This window comes from Klebsiella sp. BIGb0138 (genome assembly GCF_004342285.1).
GTDB lineage: Bacteria > Pseudomonadota > Gammaproteobacteria > Enterobacterales > Enterobacteriaceae > Klebsiella.
This window is the reverse complement of record NZ_SMCV01000004.1, coordinates 147,012-164,444: the sequence shown is the minus strand read 5'-3', so window position 1 is coordinate 164,444 and position 17,433 is coordinate 147,012. Positions and strand designations below refer to the sequence as shown.

The window sequence follows — 17,433 nt, the reverse complement described above, 5'->3', positions numbered from 1 at the left end:
CTGTGGAGCATTTTAAGTATGGCACGCGTAACTGTTCAGGACGCTGTAGAGAAAATTGGTAACCGTTTTGACCTGGTACTGGTCGCCGCGCGTCGCGCTCGTCAGATGCAGGTAGGCGGAAAAGATCCGCTGGTACCGGAAGAAAACGATAAAACAACCGTTATCGCACTGCGCGAAATCGAAGAAGGTCTGATCAACAACCAGATCCTCGACGTCCGCGATCGTCAGGAACAGCAAGAGCAGGAAGCCGCTGAATTACAGGCCGTTACCGCTATTGCTGAAGGTCGTCGTTAATAACGCAGCGGGTTGCCCTTGTATCTGTTTGAAAGCCTGAATCAGCTGATTCAAAATTACCTGCCGGAAGAGCAAATCAAGCGTCTTCGGCAGGCATATCTCGTTGCACGTGACGCTCACGAGGGCCAGGCACGTTCAAGCGGCGAACCCTATATCACGCATCCGGTGGCGGTTGCCTGCATTCTGGCCGAGATGAAGCTCGACTATGAAACGCTCATGGCTGCGCTGCTGCACGACGTGATTGAAGATACCCCCGCCACCTACCAGGACATGGAGCAGCTCTTTGGCAAAAGCGTTGCCGAGCTGGTAGAGGGGGTGTCAAAACTTGATAAGCTCAAGTTCCGCGATAAGAAAGAGGCGCAGGCCGAAAACTTCCGCAAAATGATTATGGCGATGGTGCAGGATATCCGCGTCATCCTCATTAAACTTGCCGACCGCACGCACAACATGCGCACGCTGGGCTCGCTACGCCCGGACAAGCGCCGCCGCATCGCCCGCGAAACGCTGGAGATTTACAGCCCGCTGGCCCACCGTTTAGGTATCCACCACATCAAAACCGAGCTGGAAGAGCTGGGTTTTGAGGCGCTGTATCCCAACCGTTATCGCGTCATCAAAGAAGTGGTGAAAGCGGCGCGCGGCAACCGTAAAGAGATGATTCAAAAGATCCTCTCCGAAATTGAAGGGCGTTTACAGGAAGCGGGAATCCCCTGTCGCGTCAGCGGTCGCGAGAAGCATTTGTACTCCATCTACTGCAAGATGGTGCTGAAAGAGCAGCGTTTTCACTCGATTATGGACATCTACGCGTTCCGCGTAATTGTCCATGATGCCGATACCTGCTATCGCGTGCTTGGCCAGATGCACAGCCTTTACAAGCCGCGCCCTGGCCGGATGAAAGATTACATCGCCATTCCGAAAGCGAACGGCTATCAATCTTTGCACACCTCGATGATCGGCCCGCACGGCGTCCCGGTTGAGGTACAGATTCGTACCGAAGACATGGACCAGATGGCGGAAATGGGGGTTGCGGCGCACTGGGCTTATAAAGAGCACGGCGGTGAGAGCAGCACCACGGCGCAAATCCGCGCCCAGCGCTGGATGCAGAGCCTGCTGGAACTGCAGCAAAGCGCAGGTAGCTCGTTTGAATTTATCGAGAGCGTGAAATCCGATCTGTTCCCGGATGAGATTTACGTTTTCACCCCGGAAGGGCGCATTGTCGAACTGCCTGCCGGCGCGACGCCGGTGGATTTCGCCTATGCGGTGCATACCGATATCGGCCATGCCTGCGTGGGCGCCCGCGTCGATCGCCAGCCGTATCCCCTGTCGCAGTCGCTGTCCAGCGGCCAGACGGTGGAGATTATTACCGCGCCGGGCGCCCGGCCGAATGCCGCATGGCTGAACTTTGTCGTCAGCTCGAAAGCGCGCGCCAAAATCCGCCAGCTGCTGAAAAACCTTAAGCGCGATGACTCCGTCAGCCTGGGTCGCCGTCTGCTCAACCATGCTCTGGGGGGCAGCCGCAAACTGGCGGAAATCCCGCCGGAAAGCATTCAGCGCGAACTCGAACGCATGAAGCTGGCCAGCCTTGACGATCTGCTGGCGGAAATCGGCCTCGGTAACGCGATGAGCGTGGTGGTAGCGAAAAACCTGCAGCAAGGTGAAACCGTCACCGCACCGGCGCAAGGCGCATCTTCAGGCCACGGTCATCTGCCGATTAAAGGCGCCGACGGCGTGCTGATTACCTTTGCCAAGTGCTGCCGCCCGATACCTGGCGATCCGATTATTGCCCACGTCAGCCCCGGAAAAGGCCTGGTTATTCACCATGAGTCCTGCCGTAACATCCGTGGCTATCAGAAAGAGCCAGAGAAGTTCATGGCCGTCGAGTGGGATAAAGAGACCGCCCAGGAGTTTATCACCGAAATTAAGGTGGATATGTTTAACCACCAGGGTGCGCTGGCGAATCTTACGGCAGCCATTAACACCGCCTCTTCTAATATTCAGAGCCTGAATACCGAAGAGAAAGATGGCCGCGTCTACAGTGCCTTTATCCGCCTCACGGCGCGCGACCGCGTGCATCTGGCGAATATTATGCGCAAAATTCGCGTCATGCCGGATGTGATAAAAGTCACCCGTAACCGAAACTAGTTTTATAGGCCAAAGCATTCGGGTTGCAGCGCAAAATGCATTTAGCGTGCTGAACAGCGTGTACGCTGGCCGCGAAGCGGCGAGGCGCGGCAAGCGAATGCCTCCCCTGGCGCACACAGAAGGACGTGACCGGGGTGAGTGACAAATCTGTCAGGTACAGATTTGAACACCGCGGAGCGGTGGCCCGTAAGGGTAAGGCTCATGGATCGGCCGAGTAACCAGAAGCCAACGCCGAGGCAATTTGAAGGATGAAGTGGTTATGAACCCACAGCGTTATGCGCGTATCTGTGAGATGCTCGCCAGGCGTCAGCCTGATCTGACGGTCTGCATGGAGCAGGTCCATAAACCTCATAACGTCTCTGCGGTTATTCGTACCGCAGACGCCGTTGGCGTGCATGAAGTGCACGCCATCTGGCCCAGCAGCCGCATGCGCACTATGGCCTCCGCCGCCGGCAGCAACAGCTGGGTACAGGTCAAAACACACCGCTCGATTGACGACGCCGTCGGCCATTTAAAGGGCCAGGGCATGCAAATCCTCGCGACCCACCTCTCAGATAACGCCGTCGATTTTCGGGAAATAGACTACACCCGGCCCACCTGTATCCTGATGGGCCAGGAGAAAACCGGTATCACCCCGCAAGCCTTAGCCCTGGCCGACCAGGACATCATCATTCCGATGATTGGCATGGTGCAGTCGCTCAACGTCTCCGTCGCCTCCGCCCTGATTCTGTACGAAGCCCAGCGCCAGCGGCAAAACGCCGGCATGTATGCGCGCGAGAACAGCATGCTGGCGAAAGAAGAACAGCAGCGCCTGCTGTTTGAAGGCGGTTATCCGGTGCTGGCGAGGGTGGCAAAACAAAAAGGTCTGCCCTATCCGTACGTGAACGCCGAGGGCGAAGTCGAAGCCGATGACGCATGGTGGGCAACCATGCAGGCATCCGGCTCAGCGCAGCACACCGCCCGCGGCGGCGCAGGAGCGAGTCGCCAAAGATGCAGCCTGCAGGATGAAGAGTAAATGGCAGGCCGCCTGTTAGATGCAGTCCCGCTCAACTCGCTAACCGGCGTAGGGGCGGCGCAAAGCAACAAACTGGCGAAAATCGGCCTGCATACCGTGCAGGATCTGCTGCTGCACCTGCCGTTACGCTACGAAGACCGTACCCATCTTTATCAGATCGGCGAACTGCTGCCGGGCGTCTACGCCACGGTAGAAGGCGAAGTCCTCAGCAGCAACATCACCTTCGGCGGCCGCCGGATGATGACCTGTCAGATCAGCGACGGTTCCGGCATTCTCACCATGCGTTTTTTCAACTTCAACGCCGCCATGAAGAACAGCCTGGCGACCGGCCGGCGCGTGCTGGCCTACGGAGAAGCCAAACGCGGCAAATACGGCGCGGAGATGATTCACCCGGAGTACCGCGTACAGGGCGATATGAGTACGCCTGAGCTGCAGGAGACGCTGACGCCGGTCTACCCGACCACCGAAGGTATTAAGCAGGCGACGCTGCGTAAGCTGACCGATCGGGCGCTGGAGCTACTGGACACCTGCGCCATCGCCGAGCTGCTGCCACCCGAACTGGCGCAGGGGATGATGAGCCTGCCGGAGGCGCTGCGCACCCTGCATCGCCCGCCGCCGTCGCTGCAGCTTAGCGATCTCGAAAGCGGCAAACATCCGGCGCAACAACGCTTAATTCTTGAAGAACTGCTGGCGCATAACCTAAGCATGCTGGCGCTCCGCGCGGGCGCCCAGCGCTACCACGCCCTGGCGCTCAGCGCTAACGAGACGTTAAAAAACCAGCTGCTGGCCTCCCTGCCCTTTCAACCGACCGGCGCTCAGCAGCGGGTCACCGCCGAGATTGAACGCGATATGGCGCTCGATGTGCCGATGATGCGCCTGGTGCAGGGCGACGTCGGCTCCGGCAAGACGCTGGTTGCCGCCCTCGCCGCGCTACGGGCGATAGCGCACGGCAAACAGGTGGCGCTGATGGCGCCGACTGAACTGCTGGCGGAACAGCATGCCAATAACTTCCGCCACTGGTTCGCGCCGTTGGGGATTGAAGTCGGCTGGCTGGCGGGCAAACAAAAAGGCAAAGCGCGGCAGGCCCAACAGGAGGCGATCGCCAGCGGTCAGGTACAGATGATCGTCGGCACCCACGCCATTTTCCAGGAACAGGTGCAGTTCAACGGCCTGGCGCTGGTCATTATCGATGAGCAGCACCGCTTCGGCGTTCATCAGCGGCTGGCGCTATGGGAAAAGGGTCAGCAGCAGGGCTTCCATCCCCATCAGTTGATTATGACCGCCACGCCGATTCCGCGAACCCTGGCGATGACCGCCTACGCCGACCTCGATACGTCGGTTATCGACGAGCTCCCGCCGGGCCGTACCCCGGTCACTACGGTCGCCATCCCCGATACCCGGCGCCACGATATTATCGATCGGGTGCGTCATGCCTGCACTCAGGAAGGGCGCCAGGCCTACTGGGTCTGCACGCTGATTGAAGAGTCCGACCTGCTGGAAGCACAGGCGGCGGAAGCAACGTGGGAAGAACTCAAGCTGGCACTGCCGGAGCTAAACATCGGCCTGGTGCATGGCCGGATGAAACCGGCAGATAAGCAGGCGGTGATGCAGGCCTTTAAGCAGGGCGAACTGCATCTGCTGATTGCGACGACGGTGATCGAGGTCGGGGTGGATGTTCCCAACGCCAGCCTGATGATTATCGAAAATCCGGAACGTCTGGGACTGGCGCAGCTGCACCAGCTCAGAGGGCGCGTCGGGCGCGGCGCGGTGGCCTCCCACTGCGTGCTACTCTATAAATCACCGCTGTCGAAGACGGCGCAGAAACGCCTGCAGGTCCTGCGCGATAGCAATGATGGTTTCGTCATTGCCCAGAAAGACCTGGAAATCCGCGGCCCCGGCGAGCTGCTCGGTACCCGGCAGACCGGTAGCGCCGAGTTTAAAGTCGCTGACCTGCTGCGCGATCAGGCGCTGATCCCGGACGTTCAGCGCATCGCCCGCCATATTCATGAACGCTACCCTCAGCAGGCTCAGGCGCTCATTGAGCGCTGGATGCCGGAAACCGAACGCTATTCCAACGCGTAGGGAGAGCGGCAACGCCCCCGCTGCGCGCAATTTTTCATCACAACGAGTGGATTATGAAACGAGAACTGGCCATCGAATTTTCGCGTGTGACCGAAGCGGCCGCCCTCGCGGGCTATAAATGGCTGGGCCGTGGCGATAAGAATACCGCCGACGGCGCAGCGGTCAACGCCATGCGTATTATGCTCAACCTGATTAATATCGACGGCACCATCGTCATTGGCGAAGGTGAAATCGACGAAGCGCCCATGCTCTATATTGGTGAGAGGGTAGGCACCGGCATGGGTGACGCTGTCGATATCGCCGTTGATCCCATCGAAGGAACGCGCATGACCGCCATGGGCCAGGCCAATGCGCTGGCGGTGATGGCGGTGGGCGATAAAGGTTGCTTCCTGAACGCCCCGGATATGTACATGGAAAAACTGATTGTCGGCCCAGGGGCAAAAGAGGCCATTGACCTCAACCTGCCGCTGGCGGAAAACCTGCGCAATATCGCCAACGCGTTGAACAAACCGCTGACCGAGCTGACCGTGACCATTCTGGCCAAGCCGCGCCATGATGCGGTGATTGCCGATCTGCAGCAGCTAGGCGTACGCGTCTTTGCCATTCCGGACGGCGACGTGGCGGCGTCGATCCTGACCTGTATGCCGGATAGTGAAGTCGACGTCCTGTACGGTATCGGCGGCGCGCCGGAAGGCGTCGTCTCCGCGGCGGTCATTCGGGCGCTGGACGGCGATATGCACGGCCGCCTGCTGGCCCGTCACGCTGTCAAAGGCGATAGCGCCGAAAACCGTCGCATCGGTGAGAACGAACTGGCACGCTGCAAAGAGATGGGGATCGAAGCGGGTAAAGTCCTGCGTCTGGACGAGATGGCGCGCAGTGATAACGTGGTGTTCTCCGCCACCGGCATCACCAAAGGCGATCTGCTGGATGGCATCACCCGCAAAGGGAATATGGCCACCACCGAGACGCTGCTAATCCGCGGGAAATCCCGCACCATTCGCCGGATCCAGTCCATTCATTATCTCGATCGTAAAGACCCGGACATCCAACGCCACATTCTGTGAAATATTTGATCAATAGAGCTTTCCAGCCCCGTTGGGCTGGAAATCTTCGCCGTCTGCAACGAAGATAGGGCTACGTTTCGCGCAACGGGAGAAGAATATGGCGGACTGGGTTAGCGGCAAAGTAACAAAAGTAGAGTTCTGGACCGATGCGCTGTTCAGCTTGTACGTACGCGCGCCTGTGCATCCGTTTACCGCCGGGCAATTTACCAAGCTCGGGCTGGAAATCGACGGCGAACGCGTACAGCGCGCCTATTCCTATGTTAACGCCCCCGGTAATCCCGACCTGGAGTTCTATCTGGTCACCGTCCCTGAAGGTAAACTCAGCCCGCGCCTGGCAGCGCTGAAGCCGGGGGATGAAGTTCAGCTGGTCAGCGAAGCCGCAGGCTTCTTCGTGCTGGAAGAGGTGCCGGATTGCGAAACGCTGTGGATGCTGGCCACCGGCACCGCGCTCGGCCCGTATCTGTCCATTCTCCAGGAAGGTCAGGATCTTGCGCGCTTTAAGAACCTGGTGCTGGTCCATGCCGCACGCTATGAGGCCGATTTAAGCTACCTGCCGTTGATGCGCGAATTAGAACAGCGCTATGGCGGAAAGCTGCGGATTCAGACCGTTGTGAGCCGCGAAACCGCCGCCGGTTCGCTGACCGGGCGGATTCCGTTTCTGATCGAGACCGGCGCGCTGGAAGAGGCGGTTGGCCTGCCGATGAACGCCGACAATAGCCACGTGATGCTTTGCGGTAACCCGCAGATGGTGCGCGATACCCAGCAGCTGCTCAAAGAGACCCGGCAGATGACCAAACATCTGCGCCGCCGGCCGGGCCACATGACGGCCGAACAATACTGGTGATCAGGAGGCCGCCCTCCAGCGAACATCCTGCGTCTCTTTGCCAAATTTATTCTCGCCCCGGGTGCCGACAAACGCGCCCAGGTCGATGAGCATCATGACGATAATCAGCGTCGGCACAAAGCGCCCGACTCCCCACTGCCAGACCCCCGGCAGTATTGACCAGTTCCCGGCCAGCAGCATCCACGCCAGAATCATCAGCAGCGCCCATAGCCCCGACCTGCCGCGGTCGTGCAGACGTTTGACGGTGACCGCCGCCGTCGGCCACAGCAGGCATACCAGAATAAAAGCGGCGGTCTGCACGTTGAGCAAATTCGTACCGGCCAGGGTAAACAGCGCGCCCATGGCAAGGATCCAGATCCCGATCCAAATCCAGAAATCACGGCGCCCGATACGCCCTTTAATTGAGAACATCCACTGCTGTAGGGTCATCTTTTATTCCTTAGCATCATCATGCGGATAGTTTACCCTGGAGCCGTCACTTTTTGACAAGCGCGACGGTTCCCGTTTTAATCGTCAGCAGGCAAAAAAAGGAAGATTGGCATGAAGACGTGGGCAACGGTATGTTTGATTGGGCTGACAGCGCTATCTGTCGGCCCGAAGGCGTTGTCCGCCGAACCTGACTCCGCCGCGACCGCCCCCTATCTGCTGGCAGGCGCGCCGACCTTTGACATCTCCATCAGCGAGTTTCGCGAGAAATTCAACGCCGATAATCCGAAGCTCCAGCTGAATGAATTTCGCGCGATCGCCTCCAGCCGCGATCGGGCGAACCTGACGCGCGCGGCAAGCAAAATTAATGAGAACCTCTACGCCTCCACCGCGCTGGAGCGCGGCACGCTCAAAATAAAATCGATGCAGATAACCTGGCTGCCTATTCAGGGGCCAGAGCAGAAAGCGGCCAGGAACAAAGCACAGGAGTATATGAGCGCCGTATTACGCGCGTTCGTCCCCACCTTTAGCGCGGCGCAGAGCCAGCAAAAACTGCAAAAAATGCTCGCCGCCGGAAAGGGCAAACGCTACTTCTCGGAAACGGAAGGCGCAATCCGTTATGTCGTCGCGGACAACGGCGAAAAGGGGCTGACCTTCGCTGTTGAACCGATTAAGCTGGCGCTATCTGAAACGCTGGAGAGCAATAATAAATGACAAAAAGCAAAGCCTTTCCAACGATGAATCTCTATACTGTTTGACAGACCATGCTGCCCTGACGGGCGGCTATATTCCTTAATTCGCTTAAGTAGCGTGGAGAATTAAAATGCGACATCCTTTAGTGATGGGTAACTGGAAACTGAACGGCAGCCGCCACATGGTAAACGAACTGGTTGCGAACCTGCGTACCGAGCTGGCTGGCGTTTCTGGCTGTGCCGTTGCAATCGCTCCGCCAGAAATGTACATCGACCTGGCTAAGCATGCTGCGGAAGGTAGCCACATTCACCTGGGCGCGCAGAACGTTGACCTGAACCTGTCCGGCGCATTCACCGGTGAAACCTCTGCTCAGATGCTGAAAGATGTCGGTGCTGAATACATCATCATCGGTCACTCAGAGCGTCGTACTTACCACAAAGAATCTGACGAGCTCATCGCGAAGAAATTCGCCGTCCTGAAAGAGCAGGGTCTGATTCCGGTTCTGTGCATCGGTGAAACCGAAGCAGAAAACGAAGCGGGCAAAACGGAAGAAGTTTGCGCACGTCAGATCGACGCCGTCCTGAAAACCCAGGGCGCAGCGGCATTCGAAGGCGTGGTCATCGCTTACGAACCGGTATGGGCAATTGGCACCGGCAAATCCGCCACCCCGGCTCAGGCTCAGGCTGTACACAAATTCATCCGTGACCACATCGCTAAAGCCGACGCCAAAGTGGCTGAGCAGGTGATCATCCAGTACGGCGGCTCCGTTAACGCCTCCAACGCCGCAGAGCTGTTCACCCAGCCGGACATCGACGGCGCGCTGGTTGGCGGCGCATCCCTGAAAGCTGACGCTTTCGCGGTGATCGTTAAAGCGGCCGAAGCGGCGAAAAAAGCGTAACGTTCGATAGCCCCACCCCCCCCCCGGCGGCGCTCCGCCTACCGGGGGACGGGAAAGTGCAATACGCATAGCCCGGAGGAGACGCGCCAGCGCCGCCTCCGGGTTTTCTTATTCCGCTACAGTTTCCCCAGCGCCTGATACCACATATAGTCCAGCGGCAACAGCAGCAGATAGCTGACCGCCGCCAGCGCAATGCACAGCAACATCCCGGCCCGCGCAGGCACTTTCCCCAGCGCCATCGCCACCACAATCGGCGACGCCTGATACGGCAGCAGCGGCGTTGAGTAGCCCAATACCTGAATCATAATCACGCTTAACAGCGGGAAGCCGGTTGCATCGGAAAAACTCTGCGCAAAAGTGGTGTACAGCGCGGGTACGCCGTTGGCGGTCATAATAAAGTTCAGGGCGCTGGTAATACCGGTGAGCGCCAGGAAACTGGTGAATGGGCTCTCCTTATCAAGCGGCATGACCTGCAGCAACGCATTGCCGACCACTTCGCCGATCCCCGTTTGGGTGACGGTAATCGCCAGCCCAAGGATCCCGGCGACGTAAATGCAGGTGCGTATATTCACCCCGCTGGAGAACTCCTCCCCGCTGATAAACCCGACCCGCGGCAGCAGCGTCACCACCGCCGCGGCCAGCCCCGTCCAGGCGGGGCCAATGCCGTGCCAGCTCTCGCTCACCCACAGAGTCAGCACGACCGCCAGCAGCCAGGCCAGACGCTTCTCATCCCAGCTCATCGGCGGTAACGGCGTCAGATCGCGCGGTGGATGGGGTTTCCCCGGGAACAGCCAGCAGATCAGCGCGATTAATACCGCGCCCTTCAGCCAGCCCAGCACCGGCGTGTGCAGCAGCAAATAGGGGAGATAGTTGAGGTGAATCCCGTACGACCCTTCGGCCGCGCCGCTCATCACCAGGTTCGGGACGTTGGCCGGCAGAATAGTCGCCGATAGCTGGAAGGTACCAAAACCCACCGCCAGCGCCAGCCCGTACCAGGAACGCGTGCCGTCTTCGATACCGGCCCGTTTCGCCATCGCCGCCACGATCGGCATCAACAACGCGATGCGCCCCATATTGGACGGCATCACGAAGGCCAGCGCATAGCTCAGCAGCACGACGCTGCCGACCATCAGCGGCCAGGAGTCCGTCAGCCGGGCCGATAGCGCCCGCGCCGCTCTGTCCGCCAGTCCGGTTTTGCGGATCGCAATACCGAGGACAAAACCACTGAACACCAGCCAGAACGCCGAGGAGGCGAAACCGCCAAAGATCACCTCCGGCGGCGCGATTTTAGCCATCATCGCCGCGGCAAAAAACAACAGCGCCGTCATAAACTCCGGCAGTAGCGAGGTCGCCCATAGCAGAATAGTGATTGCGACAATCAGCGAGGGAAGGAACAGAGGGTGAGAAAGCCAGAGCGACATACCTGTCTCCTGTCGTTTTTTTCAGCAAGAATACGACGGTTGTTCCGGCAGGTAAACGCCAGATAGGGTAGGTCTTTTAGGTATTCCGGATCGCGCTACCGGTGAGACTGTCCGGCCGACGGACGATCCGGACGAACGTCACACTACGCCGCCAGGTCAATGATAATGAATTTCGCCAAAATACTCGGACAGGACGTAGTAACGGCAATACTCGAACGGGATATCGCGCCCGGCCTGAAAAGTCTGTCTGGCGACGGAGAGCAGCGGCTTGTTGGCAGCAATCTGCAATTTCTCACACAGTTCTGCAGACGGTAAAACCGCCTCTACTTTTTCAATCGCGGAGTCGCTGGTAACGTTCAGCAAGGAGTAGAGCGACGTGTGCGCCAGCGCTTCTGCCGTTAATTCGAGGCCCGGGAAGAAACTCAGGTCGAGATAGATCTTCTCATGGTTAAAAGGGCGGTTGTTCAGATAGCGAATACGCGAAATGTACAGATAATGGTGATGCGCCGGCAGGCTGAGCCCATCCGCATGCGCATCGCGCGCCCGGCGCGGAACGATCTCCAGCACCCGGTTTTCAATCGCAATACTGGCATCCTGCAAATCTCGGGTGATGCCGCGAAAAGTGTGCCCATAGTTGACCCCCTCCGGCACCGTACACACTATCGAGCCGCTACCGCGTTGCGATGAGATAATGCCCGCGTTAATCAGTTCACTCCAGGCCTGCTTAACCACGATCAGTGAAACGTTATACGCCCTGGCAATCTCTTTTTGCGTAGGCAGCTGGCTACCCACCGGCAAAGCGCCATTCTGGATCTGCTGACAGAGGATAAAAAACAATTGCTTATAAAGCGGAGTAAAGCTCGTTTTATCAACCTGCAAACTACGCACCTCACGTCTTCGCCAGCAGGGGACGGTTCGCCGTCCCCGGCAGGGTGAAAAACGCTACCCTGCGATTTGCCTGGCCAGTTCTGCCAAATCGAAATGATTCATCCGATCCACGGTCGTTAAATAATCGGCTGGAAAAGCGTTTACACCATGGAATGCGCCGGAGATCGCCCCAACCATGGTCGCGACGGTATCGGTATCGTTGCCAACATTAACGGCGGAAATAATAGCATCTACGGCAGAATCCGGACAACACGCGAACAGACCAAAGGCCGCCGGTACGGCTTCGCTGACGTGCAGGCCGGAACCAATAATATCCGCAATTTCCACAATCGCGGTTTCCCAGTGACGGTGGCGCTTACCGATATCAACCGCCAGTTCGATTCGCCGTGCGACGGAAGGGCCGGCGACCATCATCGCCCCCCGCTCCCGGGCGAGCAGGTGCCCTCTCTGCGCCCCATAAACCCCCGCGGCAATAATGCTATCCGCATCGGTCTGCATCTTTAAGGCTTCACTGGTCGCCGCCGCCATCGCCGCCGCGCCGGACATCGCCAGCACGTTATTGTGCGTAAATCGGCAAATCTGCAGCGCGCAGTCAATCGCCGCGTCGATATCGCCGGGATGCAGCACGGCCGCCGGCCAAATCTTCATCGCGGCGCCGTTGGTCGCCTCCGCATTGCCCTTGTTGATAATCTGTACTGACTGTTTTTCGCCTTCCAGCTCGCCCTGTAGCGATGCGCGATTATCGTTAAATATCGCTTTCATCGCCGCACGCGTCGTCGGGCCAGTGAAATTGGCATAGAAAGGGTAATCCAGCCAGCGCTGGAAGGCTTCACGCATCGCCTCGTCGCTCACCTGACGCTGGTGGCGCAGCAGCGCATCCATGATGTACTTTGCCTGGATAAAATCATCGGTACACATGCCCGCTTCGTTGCAACGACCAAAGGTATCGGCCGGGGGTTTCTGAAAGGTCGTTACCCATCCGCCAAAGTAGTCTTTGATTTGCTGTTGGGTACGGACTTCCGTTGCCGCCCCCATCGCGTCGGCGGCGGCGGCGCCAACCAGACACCCCAGTATTTTATGTTGATCGATGTACATGATGACTCCTTATTTCACGGTCATGGCTTGCGCCAGCGTATGGCTGGCCAAAAAAGTGTGTAACTGGTCGGAAAACGGCAGGGCGGTCATGGCCCCTTTCGCCGTCACCGCCATCGCGCCGCAGGCGTTGGCACGATTGACGGCCTCTGCCAGCAGAGCATGGTTCCAGACGTTGGTTTGCGAGAGCGAGGAGAGCAGCCCGCCGACAAAGGCGTCGCCTGCCCCGGTGGTGTCAACGACGTCAACTTTCGGCGCGGGGAAGCTGCGTTCACCTTGAGCATCGATCAACAGCGCGCCATCCGCGCCCAATGAAATGATGGTGGTTGCACAACCCAGATCGCGCAGGTAGTAACGGGCATCCTGCCAGCAACGGGCTCCACTCAGCTGGCAGAGTTCATCGGCGGAGACTTTGCAGATAGACGCAAGGGCGGCGGATTGGGCGATAAGCCCCGGGATTTCGCCCGAATCCCGCCACATCTTGCTACGTAAATTGACATCAAACAGGACGTATCCGCCGGCTTCGCGCATCCGTCTGGCCCCCTCCAGGCACGCTTCACGAGCGGGGCTGTCCGTCAGGCCAATCGAACTGAAGTAAAACCACTCATGGGCGCGAAATTGCGGCAGGTCCCGCGGCGAGACAAACGTATCGGCGCCGGGATGCACCAGATAGGTAAAGCTGCGCTCCCCTTCAGCAGTCAGGTTAACAATCAGCACTGCGCTGGTCAGCGCGGCATCCAGCCGCAAAAAGGAGACATCGACGCCGTTATCCTGAAATACCTGACGCAAAAAACGCCCGGCCTCATCGTCCCCCAGACAGCCGATAAAACCGCAGTCTCCTCCCAGCCTGGCCACGCAGACCCCAACGTTCGCCGATGCGCCGCCGGGACATTTCAGGTAGCTATCCGGCGTTTCCGCCACCAGGTCCACGGACGCATCGCCGATCGCCCAAACTTTGTTCATGGCGCACATTTTCGTCTCCTTATGCCTGACGCTCGGTCAGCGCACTCTGGATATCACGATAATAGTTGTTATTAATCAGATATTTTTTCATCAGAAGGCCGACGATCAGATGGAACAATGCCGGAATTAACGTCATCATCAGCGCGATACCGGTTAACGAACGCACGCTTTGTTCAACATCGGCCTGGTAACCGAAATGGCTCAGCAGGAAACCCAGTATGCCGCCTGCGACCCCCATACCGAATTTCTGGAAAAAGAGAATGCCGCCAAAAGCGAGACCAGAAACGCGGATCCCGGTTTTCTGTTCACCGTAATCCACGGCTTCGGCGATAGAGGACCAGAACACCGGCATTTGCATGTCGCAGAAAAAATTGATGAGGAAGTAGAACGCGAACGCCAGCGCGAGGTTTTCCCGCCCGACGAAGAAATACATCAGGGTGCTCAGGACAAAGGTGATCAGCTGGGTATAGCGGAACAGCTTAATTTTGTCCCAGAACCGGGTCAGCCAGGTGGTCGCCACCATAGCTAAAATCGACGCAACAACGCCCGTGGTCAGGAATGGTGAAATCAGACTATCGCCGCCGTTCAGGAAGTACTTGGCGTAATATGCCGCGACGGAGCCGCGAATGACGTAGCCGCACATCAGCAGCAAAATCACCATGCCGAGGATAATCCACTGATCGTTACGCAACAGATACTTAAATTGCTGGCCGAGCGGCAGGGCGGTAATTTCCGGTTCACTTCGCTCGCGGGTCGTCAGAAAACAGAAGATAAACAGCAGCGACCCCATCGCCCCCATCAATCCCATGGAAAGCTGATACCCCATCGCCTTATTGCCCTGCCCCAGCCACACCGCCAGCATCGGAACCACAATCGTGACCAGGAATGCGGCGATTTTAGTCATGACGAACCGGTAGCCGTTTGCGCTTAGCCGTTCGACAGGATCCGGGGTAATGACGCCAATCATCGAAATATAGGGAATGGTAATGGCGGTATAAATCAGGGTCATCAAAATATAGGTACCATACGCCCACGCCAGCTTGGCCAGATAAACCATATCAGGGGTGATAAACATCAGGTAAACGGCGAAACCAAAAGGGATGGCGAACCACAGTAGCCACGGACGATAGCGTCCCCAGCGCGTGTTCAGTTTATCGGTAAGTACCCCCATCGCCGGATCGATAACGGCATCGATCATCCGTACAACCACAAACAAGACGCCGACATCTGCCGCGCTGAGGCCATAAATATCGGTATAGAAATAAGCGAGGAGCAGCTGCATGGCGATAATCACAACGTTTATCGCCATATCCCCTGCGCCGAAGCCGATTTTTTCCACGATAGAAAGTTTCATGTTGATATTCCTTTACGCTATTAAGCGCAAATCTGACAAACAATTAATGATGTCACTACGTGAAATAAAAACGTTTTTATGGATAAGTCATCGGCCAGGTAGCCGGTGATGACTATGGGGAGAGTGTAACGAGATCCCAAAAGATATAAAGGTATACCTTTATATCTTTTGATCGAATTCACATTAATTTTACATACGGATCCTCACCCTTGATCAAACAAGGATGAGAATCAACAAGATAGCAGCAGGAGAGCCGATGGAAGGGAAACTAGCGTTGTGTCAGGATCGCGCACCGATGGTCCTGAATCTCTTCTGCTGAGGCGCGATTCAAAACCAACAGGTTACGTTCGGTCGCCAGCAAAACCAGCGAACCATCGCTCTGCTGCGCCATCGCCAGCGCAAAGCGCCCCATATGCTCACGCGCGTCCGGCACCTCTTCCGCCAGCATCAGGAACGGGCTGCGCTGCGCCAGCTCGGCTTCGGTAACCCGACGGGCCAGATATTCATGGCCGAGCAGGCCGCCGGGAAGCGGCAGCCAGCGGCTGCTGATCGCCGCGGCATGGCTGTCCAGCTGCGCGCGCACATCTTCGCGTAAGCAGGAAATATGAATATGGAAATGGTTTTGCGTACGCCCGGTCCGGGAGTTAATCGCTAGCGAGACGGCATTATCCGGTATTGGCGAACCGCGGCGTTGGCTCAGGATTTCGCGCCCTTGCCAGGCCTGCCAGAAAAAGTTTGCCGTCAACGGGTTTAGCAGCAGAGGACTTTCGGTACCGTTAATCCGCCAGGTCGGCATCAGTAAATACTGTAATGGCCCGTTGCGATCTTTAAACAGCACGTAGCCGCCCTGCAGATTCACCTCGGCGCATGGCGAGGGAGTTTGATGCTGCTGTTGATTGGGAACACACTGCTGCAAAACAATCTGCCGCAAAGCGTCAGGATTACCGGAATGCAGCCAGTACCCGCCGCCCGCCGCCGCAGCCAGCGCGAGCACCAGCAGCAGCCATACAAGGGATTTTACTCTTCTCATCATCTTTTCCTGTCGAACCAGAAACGGAAGAGTAGCGTAATTTGATGACTAAAAGAAAACGCCCGGTTGTTTAACCGGGCGTTCAGGGAGATTAACGCTGACTGATTTGATCGAAGGTGCCGCCGTTCGAGAAGTGGTCTTTCTGGGCTTTGGTCCAGCCGCCGAACTCCTGGTCGATGGTAAACAGCTTCAGTTTCGGGAATTCATCGGCATATTTCTTCGCCACTGCCGGGTCACGTGGACGATAGAAGTTCTTCGCCGCGATCTCCTGGCCTTCCGGCGAGTAGAGATACTTCAGGTAGGCTTCAGCCACCTGACGGGTGCCTTTTTTGTCGACCACTTTATCCACTACGGAGACGGTCGGTTCGGCAAGAATCGATTCGCTCGGCGTGACGATTTCAAACTTATCTTTGCCCAGCTCATTAGCCGCCAGCAGCGCTTCGTTTTCCCACGCAATCAGCACGTCGCCGATGCCGCGCTCAACAAAGGTGTTGGTCGCGCCGCGCGCGCCGGAGTCCAGCACTTCCACGTTTTTATACAACGCCTTCACAAACTCCTGGGCCTTAGCCTGGTCGCCGTTATTCTGGTGCAGCGCGTAGCCCCAGGCCGCCAGGTAGTTCCAGCGCGCGCCGCCGGAGCTTTTCGGGTTCGGCGTAATGATCGACACACCCGGTTTAATCAGGTCGTTCCAGTCATGAATTTGCTTCGGGTTGCCTTTACGCACGAGGAACACGATGGTCGAGGTATACGGCGCGGAGTTATCCGGCAGGCGTTTCAGCCAGTTTTTATCAATACGACCGCGTTCAGCAATCGCATCAACATCATAGGCCAGCGCCAACGTCACCACATCGGCTTCGATACCGTTAATCACCGACGTCGCCTGCTTGCCGGAGCCGCCATGCGACTGACGGATCACCACGTTGTCGCCGGTCTCTTGTTTCCAGTGCGCGCTGAAGGCTTTGTTGTACTGTTCGTACAGCTCGCGCGTTGGATCATAAGATACGTTTAATAACTGAATGTCTTTTGCCAGAACGCTGGCGGATGCCAGCAACAGAGTTAACCCAACGCCCCACTTATTCATCGCACCGCTCTCTTTATGTCGTGTTGTGATGCGTTAAGCGTGCCAGAAAGCGATTCAATGATTAAAGAATAAAAAAAGATTGGCTATAACTTGTGAGTATATAAGAAGGGAGTAAGGCGACCCTCCCCCGAACGGGAGAGGGTGGGAAT

16 protein-coding genes are annotated in these 17,433 nt (G+C 57.5%); 8 read left to right on the top strand and 8 right to left on the bottom strand.

Annotated elements, in window-relative coordinates; translation table 11 throughout:
- Positions 1 to 18: 18 nt before the first annotated feature.
- The 6 genes from rpoZ (at position 19) to fpr (ending at position 7,438) form a co-directional block, all read left to right on the top strand.
- Positions 19 to 294 carry a DNA-directed RNA polymerase subunit omega gene (rpoZ, locus tag EDF73_RS11520; protein ID WP_004868966.1) on the top strand — a complete coding sequence of 92 codons (276 nt, stop codon included), beginning with the start codon at positions 19 to 21 and terminating at the stop codon, positions 292 to 294.
- 18 nt (positions 295 to 312) lie between these two features.
- Positions 313 to 2,433, top strand: a complete 2,121-nt coding sequence (gene spoT, locus EDF73_RS11515; RefSeq protein WP_132729278.1) for a bifunctional GTP diphosphokinase/guanosine-3',5'-bis pyrophosphate 3'-pyrophosphohydrolase — start codon at positions 313 to 315, stop codon at positions 2,431 to 2,433.
- Between the two features lie 259 nt (positions 2,434 to 2,692).
- The gene (gene trmH, locus EDF73_RS11510; protein ID WP_132729277.1) at positions 2,693 to 3,448 is read left to right on the top strand and encodes a tRNA (guanosine(18)-2'-O)-methyltransferase TrmH; all 756 of its coding nucleotides are present in this window, start codon (positions 2,693 to 2,695) and stop codon (positions 3,446 to 3,448) included.
- Positions 3,449 to 5,530 (top strand): ATP-dependent DNA helicase RecG, encoded by a 2,082-nt coding sequence (gene recG / locus EDF73_RS11505; protein ID WP_132729276.1) that lies wholly within the window; start codon positions 3,449 to 3,451, stop codon positions 5,528 to 5,530. It abuts the gene before it with no gap.
- A gap of 53 nt (positions 5,531 to 5,583) precedes the next feature.
- Positions 5,584 to 6,594 carry a class II fructose-bisphosphatase gene (gene glpX, locus EDF73_RS11500; protein WP_132729275.1) on the top strand — a complete coding sequence of 337 codons (1,011 nt, stop codon included), beginning with the start codon at positions 5,584 to 5,586 and terminating at the stop codon, positions 6,592 to 6,594.
- 97 nt (positions 6,595 to 6,691) lie between these two features.
- A complete protein-coding gene (fpr, locus tag EDF73_RS11495) occupies positions 6,692 to 7,438 on the top strand; it encodes a ferredoxin--NADP(+) reductase (RefSeq protein ID WP_132729274.1) in 747 nt (248 codons plus the stop codon).
- Here fpr and EDF73_RS11490 read toward each other — a convergent pair whose 3' ends face one another.
- Positions 7,439 to 7,867 (bottom strand): DUF805 domain-containing protein, encoded by a 429-nt coding sequence (locus EDF73_RS11490; RefSeq protein WP_132729273.1) that lies wholly within the window; start codon positions 7,865 to 7,867, stop codon positions 7,439 to 7,441. It lies immediately after the preceding gene.
- Between the two features lie 111 nt (positions 7,868 to 7,978).
- Here EDF73_RS11490 and EDF73_RS11485 point away from each other — a divergent pair, with 111 nt between their 5' ends.
- Complete coding sequence (locus EDF73_RS11485) at positions 7,979 to 8,578, top strand: DUF1454 family protein (protein ID WP_132729272.1); 600 nt, start codon at positions 7,979 to 7,981, stop codon at positions 8,576 to 8,578.
- A 109-nt stretch (positions 8,579 to 8,687) separates the two neighbouring features.
- Positions 8,688 to 9,455 carry a triose-phosphate isomerase gene (gene tpiA, locus EDF73_RS11480; RefSeq protein WP_132729271.1) on the top strand — a complete coding sequence of 256 codons (768 nt, stop codon included), beginning with the start codon at positions 8,688 to 8,690 and terminating at the stop codon, positions 9,453 to 9,455.
- Positions 9,456 to 9,571: 116 nt separating this feature from the next.
- Here tpiA and EDF73_RS11475 read toward each other — a convergent pair whose 3' ends face one another.
- From EDF73_RS11475 to EDF73_RS11445, 7 genes are all read right to left on the bottom strand, one after another.
- Positions 9,572 to 10,876 (bottom strand): SLC13 family permease, encoded by a 1,305-nt coding sequence (locus EDF73_RS11475; RefSeq protein WP_132729270.1) that lies wholly within the window; start codon positions 10,874 to 10,876, stop codon positions 9,572 to 9,574.
- A gap of 156 nt (positions 10,877 to 11,032) precedes the next feature.
- Positions 11,033 to 11,755, bottom strand: coding sequence for a GntR family transcriptional regulator (locus EDF73_RS11470; RefSeq protein WP_132729269.1), 723 nt, complete (start codon positions 11,753 to 11,755; stop codon positions 11,033 to 11,035).
- Between the two features lie 63 nt (positions 11,756 to 11,818).
- Positions 11,819 to 12,859 carry an ADP-ribosylglycohydrolase family protein gene (locus tag EDF73_RS11465; protein ID WP_132729268.1) on the bottom strand — a complete coding sequence of 347 codons (1,041 nt, stop codon included), beginning with the start codon at positions 12,857 to 12,859 and terminating at the stop codon, positions 11,819 to 11,821.
- A 9-nt stretch (positions 12,860 to 12,868) separates the two neighbouring features.
- Positions 12,869 to 13,828 (bottom strand): aminoimidazole riboside kinase, encoded by a 960-nt coding sequence (locus EDF73_RS11460; RefSeq protein ID WP_132729267.1) that lies wholly within the window; start codon positions 13,826 to 13,828, stop codon positions 12,869 to 12,871.
- Positions 13,829 to 13,838: 10 nt separating this feature from the next.
- Positions 13,839 to 15,173 carry an MFS transporter gene (locus EDF73_RS11455; RefSeq protein WP_132729266.1) on the bottom strand — a complete coding sequence of 445 codons (1,335 nt, stop codon included), beginning with the start codon at positions 15,171 to 15,173 and terminating at the stop codon, positions 13,839 to 13,841.
- A 268-nt stretch (positions 15,174 to 15,441) separates the two neighbouring features.
- Positions 15,442 to 16,203 carry a CDP-diacylglycerol diphosphatase gene (locus EDF73_RS11450; RefSeq protein WP_132729478.1) on the bottom strand — a complete coding sequence of 254 codons (762 nt, stop codon included), beginning with the start codon at positions 16,201 to 16,203 and terminating at the stop codon, positions 15,442 to 15,444.
- 91 nt (positions 16,204 to 16,294) lie between these two features.
- Entirely contained in the window at positions 16,295 to 17,284 is a 990-nt protein-coding gene (locus tag EDF73_RS11445) for a sulfate ABC transporter substrate-binding protein (RefSeq protein ID WP_132729265.1), read from the bottom strand.
- Positions 17,285 to 17,433 lie beyond the last annotated feature (149 nt).

What these genes read in the sequence shown, in the direction of transcription:
- EDF73_RS11445 (WP_132729265.1), bottom strand. Translation starts at nt 17,284, where the DNA reads ATGAATAAGTGGGGCGTTGGGTTAACTCTGTTGCTGGCATCCGCCAGC.
- rpoZ (WP_004868966.1), top strand. Translation starts at nt 19, where the DNA reads ATGGCACGCGTAACTGTTCAGGACGCTGTAGAGAAAATTGGTAACCGT.
- EDF73_RS11460 (WP_132729267.1), bottom strand. Translation starts at nt 13,828, where the DNA reads ATGTGCGCCATGAACAAAGTTTGGGCGATCGGCGATGCGTCCGTGGAC.
- trmH (WP_132729277.1), top strand. Translation starts at nt 2,693, where the DNA reads ATGAACCCACAGCGTTATGCGCGTATCTGTGAGATGCTCGCCAGGCGT.
- EDF73_RS11465 (WP_132729268.1), bottom strand. Translation starts at nt 12,859, where the DNA reads ATGTACATCGATCAACATAAAATACTGGGGTGTCTGGTTGGCGCCGCC.
- EDF73_RS11450 (WP_132729478.1), bottom strand. Translation starts at nt 16,203, where the DNA reads ATGAGAAGAGTAAAATCCCTTGTATGGCTGCTGCTGGTGCTCGCGCTG.
- recG (WP_132729276.1), top strand. Translation starts at nt 3,449, where the DNA reads ATGGCAGGCCGCCTGTTAGATGCAGTCCCGCTCAACTCGCTAACCGGC.
- EDF73_RS11490 (WP_132729273.1), bottom strand. Translation starts at nt 7,867, where the DNA reads ATGACCCTACAGCAGTGGATGTTCTCAATTAAAGGGCGTATCGGGCGC.
- EDF73_RS11455 (WP_132729266.1), bottom strand. Translation starts at nt 15,173, where the DNA reads ATGAAACTTTCTATCGTGGAAAAAATCGGCTTCGGCGCAGGGGATATG.
- EDF73_RS11475 (WP_132729270.1), bottom strand. Translation starts at nt 10,876, where the DNA reads ATGTCGCTCTGGCTTTCTCACCCTCTGTTCCTTCCCTCGCTGATTGTC.
- fpr (WP_132729274.1), top strand. Translation starts at nt 6,692, where the DNA reads ATGGCGGACTGGGTTAGCGGCAAAGTAACAAAAGTAGAGTTCTGGACC.
- tpiA (WP_132729271.1), top strand. Translation starts at nt 8,688, where the DNA reads ATGCGACATCCTTTAGTGATGGGTAACTGGAAACTGAACGGCAGCCGC.
- glpX (WP_132729275.1), top strand. Translation starts at nt 5,584, where the DNA reads ATGAAACGAGAACTGGCCATCGAATTTTCGCGTGTGACCGAAGCGGCC.
- EDF73_RS11485 (WP_132729272.1), top strand. Translation starts at nt 7,979, where the DNA reads ATGAAGACGTGGGCAACGGTATGTTTGATTGGGCTGACAGCGCTATCT.